Origin of the sequence: Aquirufa rosea, assembly GCF_004118285.1 — a bacterium.
Taxonomy (GTDB): Bacteria; Bacteroidota; Bacteroidia; order Cytophagales; family Spirosomataceae; genus Aquirufa; species Aquirufa rosea.
Genome location: NZ_SDHY01000002.1, coordinates 232,147 through 247,545, shown reverse-complemented (window position 1 = coordinate 247,545; position 15,399 = coordinate 232,147). Strand labels below are relative to the sequence as shown.

Here is a 15,399-nt window from a genome sequence, read left to right as displayed (position 1 = left end):
ATGAAATTTTCCCAACAAGTTGTTTGGATAACTGGTGCCTCTTCTGGCATTGGTGAATCTTTAGCCAAAGCTTTCGCTGAAGAGGGTGCTCATTTGGTTTTGTCTGCAAGAAGGGAGTCTGAATTACAGAGGGTGGCCACTGGTTGTCTTCAGCAAGCTGGTTCAGTTTTAGTCTTGCCTTTTGACATGACAGATTTGGAAGTTCATGAATCCATGTTGGAAAAGGTATTGGCTAGCTATGGAAGGATAGATGTGATGGTTTTAAACGCCGGTGTCAGCCAGCGATCTATGGTCGAAAACACAAAATTAGAAGTTTATAGAACTCTATTTGAAATCAATTTTTTCTCCATTGTCGCACTTACTCAGAAATTACTTCCGGTATTTAAAAAGCAATCCTCAGGCATATTTGTGCCTATAGCTTCGGTTGCGGGGCGTATCAGTACTCCCAGAAGAGGGGCCTATGCAGCATCAAAACATGCCTTGATTGGATTTTTTGATGCTGTTCGTGCTGAAACTCAAGACTTGGGAATTCATGTCTGTACCGTTTTGCCCGGTTATATCAAAACCAATATTTCTTTAAACGCTATGAATGAAGATGGTGAGGCATACGGTAAAATGGACCCCAATCAAGCCAAAGGTTTAGATCCCGATGTTACCGCCCAAGGTATAGTTCAGGCAGTATTTGCTAAAAAGAAAGAATTCTTTATCGGTGGAAAACTGGAGGCTCTTGGTTTATTTGTCAAGCGCCTCAGTCCATTACTCTTATTTTGGATGATTCGGAAAGTTAAAAATACCTAAGCTAGTTTTTCATCCTTTTTATCGCTAAAGAATAAGATAAACAATACTAAAACGAGTCCTGCAATGGCCGCAGGAACCATCCAAACGGCTTGCCAATCATGCACCCCATCAGTTGTATAGTGGTCTAAAACAATACCCGATAGTTTTGAGCCAATCCCCATTCCAACACCATAAGTAGCCAAGGTAATTAAACCCTGCGCAGCATTTTTTACTTTCTCACCCGCTTTTTGATCAGTGTAAATTTGTCCAGTGACGAAGAAGAAATCATAGCAAACCCCGTGTAAAATAATACCAATAAATAAAATCCATTCTGTGTCAATACCATCTCCATATCCAAAGCAAAGGAAACGAATTACCCAAGCAATAAGCCCAACAATTAACATTTTTTTGACACCCAAACGACTGAAGGCGAGAGGGATTAACAGCATGAATATAACCTCTGAAGCCTGCCCAAATGACATTTTGTTTTCCACATTTTGCATGTGAGAATCCGTCAGGGAAGGATTGGCCATGGCATAATAAAAAGACAATGGAATACAAATCAAGATGGAAGAAATAAAGAATATCAAGAAAGAACGATCCTTGAATAATTGTAAAGCATCTAATCCAATGATTTGTCCAATCGAAGCATTTTTATCAGCTTTAGGTGGAGTATCTGGTAAGAAAAAAGCATATATACCTAGTATAAACGAGCTAATCATGGAAATTTGGAAGATAGCAACCTGATCTCCTAAGGCAAAAAAACCGATGATGTTGGTTACCACTATCCAAGCCACCGTTCCCGTTACTCGTATACTCGGAAACTCTTTCTCTGGATTGTTCATTTGATTCATGGCAATCGAATTGGATAGAGCCAAGTTGGGCGCAAAGCTAAGCGTATAGGCCAGGATATACCAGAAAAATGTTTCAGGATCATTATTTTGACTCAAGAAATACAAAATAATTCCACCTAAAATGTTTAAAACTCCCATGACTTTTTGGGCGGAGAAAAAACGGTCAGCTATCAAACCTACAAAAAATGGAGCCACAATGCAGGCAATGGAAAAGGTAGTGTAGGCATTACCTACTTGATCTCCCGTGGCATGTAGCGTGGTTAAAAGGTATTTACTCATTTGACCATACCATGACCCCCATGAAAAGAACATAAGGAACATCATTACCATCAGTTGGATTCGAGTGCTGTTTTTCATTGTTAGCTGTTTTTGAGTGTGCCAAAAATACAAATTTGAATGAATTTTATCTCCTTTAAAAAATATTTTTTGGACATGATTTAGATAAATTTAAACTTCCCTAAGGTCTATTTTTCATTTTTTTGCTTCCAAATCAAGAAAATTAAACCTCGAAATTCAATTTGAATAAAAAAAGGCTAAAAAATGCTTAAAAATTGAAATGAAAGGCATTTGCTTCGGAAGGACTAAGTATTTGATTTTCAGTCATTTTTATTGTTAGTTTGGCCAATAATCGAGCTTTAAAATACATTTTATTGTACATTATCAAATGGAATTAAACTTCATCTTTTTGATTTCAGCTAGGCCAACGGGAAATTTTCAGGGGTCAACTACCTTGTTCATGGCCTTGTTTACTTTGATAGCTTTGGTACTTTTGCTAGTAGGTGGCCGACTTTACAAAAAGCGTAAAGAATGGATAGAGCACAGTAAATTAACCTATGGCCGTGTAGTAGAAATTTCTCGTAGATATGCCCGTGGTGATCACGCCGGTCGTTTTCCTATTTATTTTCCTATTGTTTCATATCAAGTAAATGGCTTGGAGTTCCGTCGGGAAGCGGAAAGAGGCATTATGAAAAATTATGAGATTGGTCAGGAAATTCCTGTTCGTTATTTGTCTGAAAAACCCTATGAGGCCTCTTTAAATGATCAATCTGTGCCTGTATTGAGCCCAAACGTATTTTTTATACTTGGATTACTTATGTTAATCTCTGCAATAATTTTATCAGTTATACATCCCTAATTTTATTTTTAACATCTTAGTTTGTAATTTGGGTCACCAAATTATGAATAGCACTATGGAAACTACAATTGCCAAGGAGAAGAGCGAATTTAGAAATTATGAGCAAGGAGACATTACGGCTGCCGTAAAGGAGCATTACAGAAAGATGCGTTCCCGTCAGACTTACGATTATGTTCAAAGGATGAAGAAGAAGTATTTAACTTTCGAGCGTCCGATGGATTTATGGGAAATGATGGAGCGTTTAAATGCTTTGGTTGACGTAAGTGATCCAGACCTGAATCTTCCTAATGTCATTCATCTATTGCAAACAGCAGAGGGTTTACGTGCCGAAGGACGTCCAGATTGGATGCAATTGGTAGGTTTAATTCATGATTTGGGAAAAGCGATGTATCTATTCGGAAGCGATGAGGACGGAACTTCTCAAGCAGAGCAGTGGGGTTTAGTAGGTGATGTATTTGCCGTTGGATGCAAATTCCCAGATTCATGTGTTTATCCAGAATTTAATTCTTTGAATCCAGATTCTTTAGTGGATTTATACAATACAGATTTAGGTATTTATTCTCCTGGTTGTGGATTAGATAATTTGGAGTTGGCTTGGGGACATGATGAGTATCTGTACCAAGTTTTGAAAAATCATAAAGACAATAAAATTCCTCACGAGGGTATGGTCATGATTCGTTACCATTCATTCTACCCATGGCATACAGGTGGTGCGTATAAGCAGTTTATGAATGCTGAGGACGAAAAATATTTAGAATGGATTAAAGACTTCAATAAATATGATTTGTATACCAAATCTCCTAAGGTTCCAGATTACCAAGAGTTAAAACCTTATTACGAGCCAATCGTAGAAAAGTATTTAGGCAAGGGTCCAATTTACTGGTAGGAATACCTAAACATCATAAAAAAGGGTCTGACATTGTCAGACCCTTTTTATTTGTACACATTTTTGGCATTTTACCAGCCATCATCTTTTTTAGGCTTAACCACTTTCTTGCCAGCAGCTGCAGGGGCCTTGGTGCTTGCTCCTGCAGAACTTTTAAGTTGAACATCGTTGTCTACTCGACTAAACACTCGGCAAACGATTTTCCATTCATCATTCACTTTCAACAAGCTCAATAAGTCGATGTACTTGAAATCTTGGAATTCTAATTCTACCGTAGCCGTGGCAGAAATTCCTGCATAGGCATAGGAAATTAATTTAGTGCTAGCTTTGGCTCCACCCGCTGGCGTATTTCTAATAAAGTTTCTAACAGGGAAATCTTGAATCTTTCCGGTGTTATTATTAAATGTGCGCAAAATAGCCGTGGGATGGAAGGCCTTTCCCAATAAAGCCGTATCACCTTTTGTGATACCGTCCAAATAGGCATTGACGGTGCTTTTGATGGCATCATCATCTTGAGCCCATACCATCGTGCTTAAACACAGGAAGGCCAAACAGGTGATTAAAGTAGTTTTGAGTTTCATATCAATTATATTAAATTATATTCCTCCTGTAAATTCCATGGGAAGCGCTTCACCTTTCATAAATAAGGCTGTTTTTTCTGGGTAAAGGATTGATTGCACGATATTTACTCTACCCAAAGAATGATTGGCCATATTACCTAAAATGATGATGGCCGAATTGTCCTTGGCATTGTGCAAATAATAATTTTTAAAACCATGCCACCAACCTGTGTGGTATGTTAACCATTCTCCATTATCCAATTGAGTTAAACGCCAACCAAACCCATAGTTCTTCGGCAAGATGTTTGGTGTACGATGCTGAGGTGAAAATGCCTCCTCTAAGGTATTAAATTTTACAATAGATTCGTCATTTAAGGCCATATCCCAGCGGTGCATGTCTTCTACCGTGGAATAAATTCCTTTGTCACCAACCACTCCATCCAAATGATCAAAGCCCACGACTGCTGGTTGGCCGCGCCTTGGAGAATATCCAGTGGCTGCTGTTTTTAACATCTCTGGATGTAGAGGGTCATATACAAAGGTATTACTCATACCTGCTGGCTCAAAAATGTGCTTTTTTAAATAGGCTCGGAAATCCTCCCCGCTTAAACGTTCTACAATATGTGCTAGAAGTAAATAGTTCGTATTGTTGTAACTAAACTTCGCATTCGGTCGATAATCAATCCTCGGTTTAAAACGAATCATCATATCTACCACCATCTTGTTAGTAAGCGGATTTTTTTTGTCGTAATATTTATCTAAACAATAAGCATAATTGGGTAAACCCGATCGGTGGGTCAACAAGCTACGTATAGTGATGCTAGAATCATAGGGGAAGTTCGGAATATGCTTGTAAATAGGGTCATCGTAATTCAATAAGTTTTTCTCTTTCAGTTGCATGATGGCCACGGCAGTAAACTGCTTGGAAACTGAAGCCAACTGAAAGTGAGTCTGTGTGGTTAAGGGGTTTTTCGTGAAGTAATTGGCAAATCCAAATGCTTTCTTATAGATAATTTTTCCGTATTGAGAAATGAGCACTACTCCATTAAAACCTGTTTTGGAATGAAGCTTTTGAAAGAAGGTATCTAACTTAACAGCCTTCTGTTGAGCCACTGTTGGGTTATATAAGGCAGCTATGCTATCATTTCTTTTTTCTGCGGCAGAACTGAACTCAAACAGGTGTCCGGGTTGATGAGAACAAGACACTATCCCAATAAATGCACTTAGGGCGAATAAAAAGATGGATTTAGGAAGATTCAATTTCATGAATGTAATGTCTTTTTATGCTACACAATATAGTAGAAATGTGCAGTTAATTCAACTCAAATCGTATAAAAACCTATAAAATTGAATGAAAAAGGCGTAATTTGGTGTATCATTTAATCAAATGGGAATAATTTCGAATCTGATCAAGTATTTCATGTTGTTACTGCTTCGCATGTATCAAGGAATGATTTCCCCATTTTTACCCAATGCCTGTCGGTACAGCCCCACTTGTTCTGAATATGCTAAGCAGGCTTTGATCAAGTATGGAATTTGGAAAGGAACTAAACTTGCCGCTAAAAGGATTTCACGTTGTCATCCCTGGGGAGGAAGTGGATATGATCCAGTTCCATAGGATTTAAAAAGGTATTGTCTGTAGATTTATGTATCGCATTCTAGGCTTGTTTCTTATTTTTTTGTCCCTCGAATCTTGCACCAAAAATCAAGATACCTTGTTTGAGGAATTGCCAGCCTCAGCCACGGGAATTGATTTTGTCAACCGTAGCTTAGATACTGAAAGTTTCAATATTTTTAATTACAGAAATTTTTACAATGGAGGCGGAGTTGCCATAGGCGATGTAAATAACGATGGCCTTTCGGACTTGTTTGTGACCTCCAATTTTGAGGATAATAAATTATACCTGAATAAGGGACAAATGCAGTTTGAGGATATTTCTCAACAGGCAGGAATTACTAGTAAAAAATTTTGGTCTACCGGAGTAACTTTTGCAGATGTAAATGCAGATGGACTCATGGATATTTATGTCTGTAATTCGGGATCCAGAGACCAGCGAGGGAATCAATTATATTTAAATCAAGGCATTACAAATGGAGTTCCTCACTTTAAGGAAATAGCCCAGGAGGCCGGATTGGTCGATGGAGGCTATTCTACCCATGCGGCATTTTTTGATTATGACCGTGATGGGGATTTGGATATGTACTTACTTAATAACAGCTTTATTTCTGTGGGTAAATTGGGCTACATGAATTTCCGCGAACAGCGAGATAAATTGGGTGGGGACAAGCTTTTTAGAAATGATAGTCAGGGATCAAAAATACAGTTTTCAGACGTATCAGAGCAGGCAGGTATTTATGGGAGTTTGATAGGCTTTGGACTTGGTATTACCATTGGCGATGTCAATCATGATAATTGGCCAGATATCTATATTTCCAATGACTTTCATGAGAGGGATTACCTTTACATCAACCAGCAAAATGGGACATTTAAAGAGGACTTGGAAAAGTCCATGCCTCATATCAGCATGAGTTCTATGGGGGCTGATGTGGCAGATATCAACGATGACGGTAACCTGGATATTTTTGTAACTGACATGCTTCCGGGTGATGATATGCGATTGAAAACCACCAGTGTTTTTGAAGGGCATAACTTGATGGAATTGAAACTGAAACAAGGTTTTTGGTATCAATACATGAGAAACAACCTGCATCTCAACAATGGAGATGGGACCTTTAGTGAAGTGGGGCAGTTGGCAGGTGTTCATGCCACCGACTGGAGTTGGGGAGCCCTGATATTTGACATGGACAATGATGGCAAGAAGGATATTTTTGTGGCCAATGGCATTGCCAAGGATTTGACGGATCAGGATTTTGTGGATTTCTTGGGAGATAGAAATACCATGCAGCAAATGCTCAATGGAAAGAAGTTTGATTACAAGGAATTTACGGATAAAATATCTTCTGTCCCTATTCCCAATTATGCCTTTCAGAATCAAGGCAATTTAAAGTTTGTCAATCAGGTTAAAGCTTGGGGATTGGAGGGGCCTGGTTTTTCCAATGGCTCGGCTTATGGGGATTTGGACAATGACGGGGATGTAGATTTGGTGGTCAATAATGTGAATGCTCCACTGTCAGTATTTAAGAATAAGACCTCGGAGAATTTAAAGCATCATTATTTGCGTATTTCCTTGAAGGGGAAAGCTAAAAATATTCATGGAATAGGAGCCACCCTCACCATGTATCAAGCAGGTAAGATTCAGGTCTTACAGCAAATGCCCAATCGTGGTTTTCAGTCTTCCTGTGATCATCAATTGATTTTTGGATTGGGGAATGAAGTCAAGGTAGACTCCTTGAAAATCGTTTGGCCAGATGATAGCTATCAAGTGATTAAACAGCCTAAAATAGACCAATTGTTGGAATTGGATCAAGCATCAGCTCAGGGAAAATGGATGCAGCAACCCGAAAAACAGGAAAGATTATTTACCGATGTAAGTGCAGGAAAATTGAATTACCAGCATCAAGAAAGTGTGTTCAATGATTATGACCGCGATGTATTATTGAAGCAAAAATATTCTACTTTGGGGCCTGCTTTGGCGGTAGGTGATGTCAATGGGGACGGCTTAGATGATATCTATTTGGGAGGTGCAGCAGGACAAGAGAAAAAATTGTTTGTTCAGTTGCCTACAGGTGCTTTTAAAGAATCTAAGCAAGCTGATTTTGTATTGGATAAGGCATCAGAGAATACAGATGCTTTGTTTTTCGATGCCGATAAGGATGGTGATCTGGATTTGTTTGTCGTGACAGGAAGTAATGAATTTCCTATTCAAGCACCTGAATTACGTGATGTACTTTATATGAACGATGGCAAAGGCCAATTTAAACGAGATAACAGATTTCCCTCCATTTTTGAGAATGGATCATCCGTAGCCGTGGGGGATTTTGATCAGGACGGAGATTTGGATTTGTTTGTCGGGTCGCGCTTAATTTCCACCAAGTATGGCTTAAATCCCACTAGTCATTTGTTTTTGAATGACGGAAGAGGGGCTTTCAGCAATTCAGGTAGCAAGATTATGCCCCAATTGAAAGAAATGGGTATGGTGACGGATGCCGCCTGGGTGGATGTGGACGCAGACCAATGGTTAGATTTGGTTATCGCCCAGGATTGGGGTCCCATCCAAGTATTTAAAAACATTCGGGGAAAACAATTGGCTTTGCAAACTGATATAGCTGGCTCTGCCGGTTTATGGAATACCATCAAGGTAGCTGATCTGGATGGAGATGGTGACCAGGATTTGATTTTGGGGAATCTAGGTCTGAATTCCAAGATTAAGGCTTCCGTTCAGCATCCGGCCTATTTGCATGTGAATGATTTCGACAAAAATGGAACCTATGAACAAATTATATCATGCGTTACCGAGGATGGGAATACCTACCCAATGGTACTAAAGGGAGAAATTCAGCGTGCTTTGCCTTCCATTAAGAAGAAATTTATCAAGTATAAGGATTACGCCAATAAAACCATAGAAGATTTGTTTGATGCAGATCAGCGTCAAGATATGATTAGCAAACAAATAACAAGCACCGAATCATCCTTTATGATTAACGACGGTAAAGGAAAATTCAGGCTAGTACCTATGCCTGTAGAGGCCCAATTTTCCCCAGTGAGGGCAATCGAGACGGGAGATTTTAATCAAGATGGACAGCTGGATATTTTATTGGCTGGAAATTTCTTTGACAACTTACCTGAATGGGGCAGGTTGGATGCCAGTTATGGCCTCTTGCTATTGGGCAAAGGGAAAGGAAAATTTGAGGCCATGAAATCTAAAGATTCAGGTTTTAAGACCTTGGGTCAAGTCAGAGGCATGGCTAAAGTTAAATCGGCCAAGCAAGGAACCTTGCTCGTTTTGGCCAAAAACAATGCCCCCGCTCAGTTATTTCTTTGGAACAAGTAAGTCCAGCCAAGAATTTATTTATTCATTGATCAATCCTCATTTTACCGGAATCCATCAATTTGAATATCAAAGGGATATTATAAATTGCTAAAAAACAACCATTGGGCTTATCGGAATTCTTCTATTTTAAATTCAGAAATAGTATGCTTGCATAATATATTTTTTTTCTGCATTTTTGGATTCCTAATTTTTAGCAATATGGCAAAAGAATATGATCGTCGGAATCTCGACTTTATTTTGAAAGAAGTATTGGACTACGGTTCATTGTGTTCTTACCCTTATTTCGCAGATTATACTCCAGATATGTTTGACATGGTGCTGGATTCTGCGGAATCCATTGCCGAGCGTTATTTGCGGCCACATTTTGTAGATACAGATAGAAAGCCTGCCGAATTGATTGATGGCACGGTGCACGTACATCCCTCTACGGAAGCTTATGTGAAGGAAATGGGGGAATCAGGTATGATAGGGGTGACATTTTCTTATGAAAAAGGGGGGCAGCAATTGCCAAGTACTGTAGCTGGAGCCCATGAGTTCATCCGTGGGGCAGCGAGTAATTCCATCGTCATGTTTACGGGTTTAACCAACGGAGCTGCACACTTGATTGCTTCCTTTGGTTCAGAAGAATTGAAACAAGCCTATGTTCCTAATATGCTGAATGGCAAATGGACAGGCACCATGTGTTTGACAGAGCCGCAGGCAGGAAGTTCCTTGAACGATGTTTCTACCCAAGCGAAGGATTTAGGAAATGGGACTTATTCCATCAAAGGACAAAAGATTTTTATATCAGGAGGTGATAATCATTTCTCTGAAAATATCATTCACTTGGTGCTGGCGCGTTTGGAGGGAGCACCAAAAGGAACTAAGGGAATTTCACTTTTTGTAGTTCCCAAGCGCAGGAAAGAAAATGGGCAATGGGTTTCCAATGAAGTAGTATCCTTGGGTCTATATCATAAAATGGGTCAAAAGGGAACGCCAGCCTTGCATTTATCTTTTGGAGATAAAGGTGATTCCATCGGCTACTTAGTAGGTGAGCCTAATAAAGGATTAGCCTACATGTTCCAAATGATGAATGAGGCTCGTTTAGGAGTGGGTATGGGAGGAGCTTACATAGCATCGGCAGCGTATCATTTCTCCAAGCAGTATGCCCATGAGCGTTCTCAGGGGCGTAAGTTAAGCAATAAAGATCCGGAGACTCCACCTACTTTAATCAAGAACCACCCAGATGTGCAGCGTATGTTGTACTTCCAAAAGGCCATTGTGGAAGGTGCCATGGGATTATTGTTCCAATGTTTTATTTGGGAGGATTATTCCAAATGCCTCAATGGCGAAGAGGCCTCCAATTACCATACACTATTAAATTTAATGACGCCTGTAGCAAAAACATATCCCGCTGAAATGGGTCTACAAGCCGTAAATCAGGGTGTTCAAGTATTAGGTGGTTATGGCTATACCGAGGACTTTCCACTAGAGCAAATGGCTCGCGATGTACGGATTATGTCCATCTATGAAGGTACTACAGGTATACATGGTTTAACCTTGTTGGGAAGAGAAGTGCCAGCTAATCAAGGTAAAGCCTTGAAGCTTTTGGTGGATTTGATTCAAAAAGATATTAGTTCGGCAAAACAGCAACCCGCGATTCAACGCTATGCGGAAGAATTAGAGCAAGAAGTGGCCAAACTAGCTAAGGTAACCCAGCATAAATTAAAAATAGCGGCGGAAGGAAAGGCCGAAGAGTTCCTAGCTGATTCCACTTTATATATGGAATTATTTGGCTTGGTGGTAGTGGCTTGGCAATGGTTAAAGCAAGGAACAGCAGCATCTCAGGCATTAGACAAGTCCTTGGCTGCGGCAGAAAAGGAATTTTATGAGGATAAATTACATACGATGAAATTCTTCTATCACTATGAAGTTCCTAAGGCGCTAGGTTTAAATAAGCGCTTATTAGATACAGAAGTATTAACCGTATTTGAGTCCTAAGAATCTATGAAAAATATGAAAAAACTATTCGTTTTAACATTCCTATTATCGACTTGCTCATGGACTGCATGGGCACAAACGAAATCTTCTTATAGTGCTTATGATTTGTTCCATCCTCTTTGGAACTACCAGTCAAATTCCCCTTACCGCTCAGGAACGGGAATTCCCGGCCCATCTTATTGGCAAAATTCAGCCGATTATAAGATTCTGGCAACTTTAGATGAGGAGGCAAGAAAGATTTCTGGTGAGGTAGAGATTACCTACAAAAATAATTCCCCAGATAAGCTGAATTTTCTTTGGTTGCAATTAGATCAGAATTCTTTCAATACGCAGTCAAGAGGAGGGAAAACAACTCCTATCTCTGGCGGGCGCTTTGGCAACGTAGGTTTTGATGGAGGTTACAAGATAGAAAGTGTATGGGTAGATGGGAAAGCGACACCATTTATCGTGGAGGATACCCGCATGCAGATTCGTCTGGCGCAAGCTATGCCTGAAAAAACAGGTATTGCTAAGATTAAAATTGTCTATTCATTTACTTCTCCACAAAATGCCTCTGACCGCATGGGATTGCAGGACACAAAGAATGGCATGATATTCCAGGTGGCCCAATGGTTCCCTCGTATGTGTGTGTATGATGATATCGAGGGATGGAACGTATTGCCCTATTTAGGGGCAGGTGAATTTTATTTGGAATATGGCAATTTTGAATATTCCATCAATGTGCCTGCTTCGCATATTGTTGTGGGTTCCGGGGAACTTATTAACCCTTCTGAGGTATTTACTGCCGAGCAATTAAAGCGTTGGAATTCGGCAGCCAACTCAGAAACCACAGTGATTATTCGTGGGGCAGATGAAGTGACCAATCCTGCATCTCGACCAGCTAAGGATCGTTTGACATGGAAGTTTAAATGTTTAAATGCACGTGATGTGGCATTTGCCACTTCCAAATCCTTTATCATGGATGCTGCCAAAATTAATTTACCTAGTGGTAAAAAGTCCATGGCAGTTTCTGTTTATCCGGTAGAATCTGACGGGAAGAATTCTTGGGCAAGATCGACGGAATACGTGAAGGCTTCCATTGAGTACTATTCTAAATGGCTATATGAGTATACCTACCCAACTGCCACTAACGTAGCGGGAATTGTGTCTGGTATGGAATATCCTGGAATCATATTTTGTGGTTTTAAAGATCAAACAGCCGCTTTGTGGGGAGTTACTGACCATGAGTTTGGACACAACTGGTTTCCGATGATTGTGGGAACCAACGAGCGTAAATTCCCATGGATGGATGAAGGATTTAATACCTTCATCAATTTCTATTCGACTGATGCCTTTAACAATGGGGAGTATAAAAATAGGAAGTTTGATATGCATCAAATTGCTAAACCTATGTTTAGGGAGACGGCGGATCCTATTATGACGATTCCGGACGTGGTTCAACCTAGAAATTTAGGCTGGGAAGCTTATAACAAACCTGGTTTTGGATTAAAGATTTTGCGTGAGCATATTTTAGGGCCAGATCGTTTTGATTTTGCTTTCAAAAATTACATTAAAAATTGGGCATTCAAGCATCCTACGCCTTATGACTTTTTCCATGCCATGGAAGATGGTGCTGGGGAGGATTTAGGTTGGTTTTGGAAACAATGGTTTTTTGAATTGTGGAAATTGGATCAAAGTGTCAGTGAAGTGGTTTACATCGACCAAAACCCTGCCAATGGAGCCATCATTACGATTAAAAATTTAGATAAGATGATTATGCCGGGTATCGTTGAAGTGGAGTTGGCTGATGGTAAAAAGGAGCGCTATACCTTCCCGGTAGAAATTTGGCAAAGAGGCGGAACTTGGGAATTTAAAACCAATACGACTTTACCGATTAAGTCTGTGACGATAGATCCAGATCATGTTTTCCCAGACATTAATTCACAAAATAATACCTGGAAACCTTTTGCTTACCGAGCGCCTAAAGGCAATTAATCGGTGAATTAATCGGTTTTTTTATAAACGTTTTACATTTAATTACGCTTTCATCAGCAATACAAACATGCTCCAGATGTCGAAAGATGTCTGGAGCTTTTATGTTTATTTGCGGTTAAGAATTCGGCCTATGTCATTGGCCTTGGCCAACTCTTCCTTGAGTTTTTCATAACTACCAGAGAGCATTAAACCTTTATATTTTAGGAGGGTATTGATGTATTCATCTAGCACATCCAAGAGGTTTTCTTGGTTTTGATGAAATATCTGAATCCATGTTTCTGGGGATGATTTAGCCAAACGAACGGTAGACTCAAAACCCGTGGAGGCCAATTCAAAAATGCGCTTTTCATCTTTTTCCTTTTCCAAAACCGTATTGGCTAAAGCAAAAGAACAAATATGTGAAATATGTGAAATATATGCCGTGTGAACATCATGACTGATGGAATCCATGTAAATCAAGTTCATTTGAAGGCCATCTTGATACAGACTTTCAATGGTTTTTTCAGCCTCAGCATCACTCAATTCAGCATCGCAAATCACGCAGCGCTTACCGATGAACAAACCTTCAATAGCAGCTTCCGGACCGGAGAACTCTGTTCCAGCCATGGGGTGGGTAGAAACAAACTGCTTTCTTTTAGGATGGTTTTTCAAAGCCTCATAGATGGGGCTTTTGGTAGATCCAACTTCAATCACAATCTGTTTATCATTGAATTGGTCTAACACTTGAGGTAATTGTTCCACCAAATTGTCCACAGGTGTAGCTAAAATCAATACATCGATCACTTCCAAAGCCTCTTTCATAGGCAATAGACGATCGATTAAGCCCAATTCCAAAGCCCTTTTCTGGTTTGGACGATTGGTATTTATGCCGATGCACTCTTTAGCCCATCCACTTTGTCGGAGACCCAAGGCCATGGATCCTCCAATTAATCCAATACCTAATATGCCAACTACTTTATTAGATTCCATTCGATTGAGTTTTTATACGTTGAATAGCGGTTTCAAAAAGGGAAATGGGAGCACAGAGTGAAATACGGATATAAGCATTTCCTTGACTTCCAAATATGCCTCCAGGGGTGATAAATACGGCATTTTCGTCCAAAATTTTGTCGGAAAGTTCGTAGCCATCTTTGTATTTACTCGGTACTTTCGCCCAAACGAACATGCCGCTTTGATTTGGGTCATAGCTGCATTCCAATAAATCCATTAATTGAAATACGACTTTTTGTCGGGCAGCGTAGATCTTGTTTTGTTGAGCAAACCACACTTCATTTGACTCCAATGCCTTTACAGCTGCTTCTTGGAGCGGTAAAAACATACCAGAGTCCATATTTGATTTGAATGTCAAAATGGGAGCAAGGAATTTTTGTTGGCCCAGCACTGCCCCAATGCGCCATCCAGCCATATTGTGGGATTTGGAAAGGGAATTGAGTTCAATCGCCACTTCCTTCATGCCAGGAATACTCAGCATGCTATTGGGATGTTGATTCAAGATAAAGCTATATGGGTTGTCATTGACCAATAAGATGGAATGAGTCAGAGCGAAATCGCGGAGTTTCTCAAAAAAAGCTACATTGGCTTGGGCGCCCGTAGGCATATGAGGGTAGTTGACCCACATGATTTTAACCCGGGATAAATCGCGTTTGGCCAATTCCACCAAATCTGGCAGCCAACCATTCGCCTCAGTAAGCTCATAGCTTTGCACCTCCGCGCCGGTAAGCGCGCATGCGGCTTGATAGGTAGGATATCCAGGATTGGGTATAAGGGTAATATCCCCTTTTTCCAAGTAAGCCATGGCGATGTGCATGATACCCTCTTTAGAGCCGATTAAAGGGAGGATCTCCCCATTAGGGTCTAAGTTTACCTGATAATGCTTCTGATAAAAATTAGCAAATGCCGTACGCAATGCTGGAATTCCTTGGTAGGCTTGGTAGGCATGATTTTCTTTTTTCTGGGCGCTTTCTACCAATGCCTGGATGGTGGCATCGGAAGGAGCTAGATCGGGGCTGCCTATGCCAAGATTTAGCACAGGGATACCTGAGGCTTTTAAGGCAGCTATTTGCTTTAGCTTGGTAGAAAAGTAGTATTCCTTGACTACCTCTAATCGAGAAGCGGGAGAAATGTGAAAGCTCATAAAACAAAAAAACCGACTTGGGGCCGGCTCATAATAAGTTTAAATTAAATCTATACCTACAATAGCCTATTGGCAGGATGAATATCCTGCGTAATAATAAGCATAGTAATAAGTAGTTGAATGCATAATCATGTGCCAAAGGTATAA

General features: G+C 40.1%; 12 protein-coding genes. 7 read left to right on the top strand and 5 right to left on the bottom strand.

The genetic code is table 11. The features are described 5' to 3' along the window. Nucleotides 1-798: an SDR family oxidoreductase gene (locus ESB04_RS04050; RefSeq protein ID WP_129026440.1), complete on the top strand. Its 798-nt coding sequence runs from the start codon at nucleotides 1-3 to the stop codon at nucleotides 796-798. On the opposite strand, the gene ESB04_RS04045 is transcribed toward ESB04_RS04050, so the two are convergent. After that, on the bottom strand, nucleotides 795-1,988 hold the full coding sequence (locus ESB04_RS04045; RefSeq protein ID WP_129026439.1) for a nucleoside permease: 1,194 nt from the start codon (nucleotides 1,986-1,988) through the stop codon (nucleotides 795-797). The genes ESB04_RS04050 and ESB04_RS04045 overlap by 4 nt on opposite strands. A 307-nt stretch (nucleotides 1,989-2,295) precedes the next feature. Here ESB04_RS04045 and ESB04_RS04040 point away from each other — a divergent pair, with 307 nt between their 5' ends. Then, nucleotides 2,296-2,766, top strand: a complete 471-nt coding sequence (locus tag ESB04_RS04040; protein WP_129026438.1) for a DUF3592 domain-containing protein — start codon at nucleotides 2,296-2,298, stop codon at nucleotides 2,764-2,766. A gap of 55 nt (nucleotides 2,767-2,821) precedes the next feature. Then, nucleotides 2,822-3,652: an inositol oxygenase family protein gene (locus tag ESB04_RS04035; RefSeq protein ID WP_129026437.1), complete on the top strand. Its 831-nt coding sequence runs from the start codon at nucleotides 2,822-2,824 to the stop codon at nucleotides 3,650-3,652. A 71-nt stretch (nucleotides 3,653-3,723) separates the two neighbouring features. Here ESB04_RS04035 and ESB04_RS04030 read toward each other — a convergent pair whose 3' ends face one another. Together ESB04_RS04030 and ESB04_RS04025 are read right to left on the bottom strand one after the other, a co-directional pair. Next, nucleotides 3,724-4,233, bottom strand: a complete 510-nt coding sequence (locus tag ESB04_RS04030; RefSeq protein WP_129026436.1) for a nuclear transport factor 2 family protein — start codon at nucleotides 4,231-4,233, stop codon at nucleotides 3,724-3,726. 15 nt (nucleotides 4,234-4,248) lie between these two features. After that, nucleotides 4,249-5,478: a serine hydrolase domain-containing protein gene (locus ESB04_RS04025; protein ID WP_129026435.1), complete on the bottom strand. Its 1,230-nt coding sequence runs from the start codon at nucleotides 5,476-5,478 to the stop codon at nucleotides 4,249-4,251. A 154-nt stretch (nucleotides 5,479-5,632) separates the two neighbouring features. Between ESB04_RS04025 and yidD the strand changes: the two genes are divergently transcribed. From yidD to ESB04_RS04005, 4 genes are all read left to right on the top strand, one after another. Next, complete coding sequence (gene yidD, locus ESB04_RS04020) at nucleotides 5,633-5,830, top strand: membrane protein insertion efficiency factor YidD (protein ID WP_205749469.1); 198 nt, start codon at nucleotides 5,633-5,635, stop codon at nucleotides 5,828-5,830. 28 nt (nucleotides 5,831-5,858) lie between these two features. Then, on the top strand, nucleotides 5,859-9,164 hold the full coding sequence (locus ESB04_RS04015) for a VCBS repeat-containing protein (protein ID WP_129026434.1): 3,306 nt from the start codon (nucleotides 5,859-5,861) through the stop codon (nucleotides 9,162-9,164). 198 nt (nucleotides 9,165-9,362) lie between these two features. Then, nucleotides 9,363-11,144, top strand: coding sequence for an acyl-CoA dehydrogenase (locus tag ESB04_RS04010; RefSeq protein WP_129026433.1), 1,782 nt, complete (start codon nucleotides 9,363-9,365; stop codon nucleotides 11,142-11,144). Between the two features lie 15 nt (nucleotides 11,145-11,159). After that, nucleotides 11,160-13,118: a M1 family metallopeptidase gene (locus tag ESB04_RS04005; RefSeq protein ID WP_129026432.1), complete on the top strand. Its 1,959-nt coding sequence runs from the start codon at nucleotides 11,160-11,162 to the stop codon at nucleotides 13,116-13,118. A 105-nt stretch (nucleotides 13,119-13,223) separates the two neighbouring features. Here ESB04_RS04005 and ESB04_RS04000 read toward each other — a convergent pair whose 3' ends face one another. Then, nucleotides 13,224-14,087 carry a prephenate dehydrogenase gene (locus ESB04_RS04000; RefSeq protein ID WP_129026431.1) on the bottom strand — a complete coding sequence of 288 codons (864 nt, stop codon included), beginning with the start codon at nucleotides 14,085-14,087 and terminating at the stop codon, nucleotides 13,224-13,226. After that, entirely contained in the window at nucleotides 14,077-15,252 is a 1,176-nt protein-coding gene (locus ESB04_RS03995; protein ID WP_129026430.1) for a pyridoxal phosphate-dependent aminotransferase, read from the bottom strand. The genes ESB04_RS04000 and ESB04_RS03995 overlap by 11 nt, the downstream gene beginning before the upstream one ends. Nucleotides 15,253-15,399 lie beyond the last annotated feature (147 nt).

Bases quoted from the DNA above. Each gene is read 5' to 3' on its own strand.
- ESB04_RS04035 (WP_129026437.1), top strand. From the start codon at position 2,822: ATGGAAACTACAATTGCCAAGGAGAAGAGCGAATTTAGAAATTATGAG.
- ESB04_RS04000 (WP_129026431.1), bottom strand. From the start codon at position 14,087: ATGGAATCTAATAAAGTAGTTGGCATATTAGGTATTGGATTAATTGGA.
- ESB04_RS04025 (WP_129026435.1), bottom strand. From the start codon at position 5,478: ATGAAATTGAATCTTCCTAAATCCATCTTTTTATTCGCCCTAAGTGCA.
- ESB04_RS03995 (WP_129026430.1), bottom strand. From the start codon at position 15,252: ATGAGCTTTCACATTTCTCCCGCTTCTCGATTAGAGGTAGTCAAGGAA.
- ESB04_RS04015 (WP_129026434.1), top strand. From the start codon at position 5,859: ATGTATCGCATTCTAGGCTTGTTTCTTATTTTTTTGTCCCTCGAATCT.
- ESB04_RS04005 (WP_129026432.1), top strand. From the start codon at position 11,160: ATGAAAAAACTATTCGTTTTAACATTCCTATTATCGACTTGCTCATGG.
- ESB04_RS04045 (WP_129026439.1), bottom strand. From the start codon at position 1,988: ATGAAAAACAGCACTCGAATCCAACTGATGGTAATGATGTTCCTTATG.
- ESB04_RS04010 (WP_129026433.1), top strand. From the start codon at position 9,363: ATGGCAAAAGAATATGATCGTCGGAATCTCGACTTTATTTTGAAAGAA.
- yidD (WP_205749469.1), top strand. From the start codon at position 5,633: ATGTTGTTACTGCTTCGCATGTATCAAGGAATGATTTCCCCATTTTTA.
- ESB04_RS04030 (WP_129026436.1), bottom strand. From the start codon at position 4,233: ATGAAACTCAAAACTACTTTAATCACCTGTTTGGCCTTCCTGTGTTTA.
- ESB04_RS04040 (WP_129026438.1), top strand. From the start codon at position 2,296: ATGGAATTAAACTTCATCTTTTTGATTTCAGCTAGGCCAACGGGAAAT.
- ESB04_RS04050 (WP_129026440.1), top strand. From the start codon at position 1: ATGAAATTTTCCCAACAAGTTGTTTGGATAACTGGTGCCTCTTCTGGC.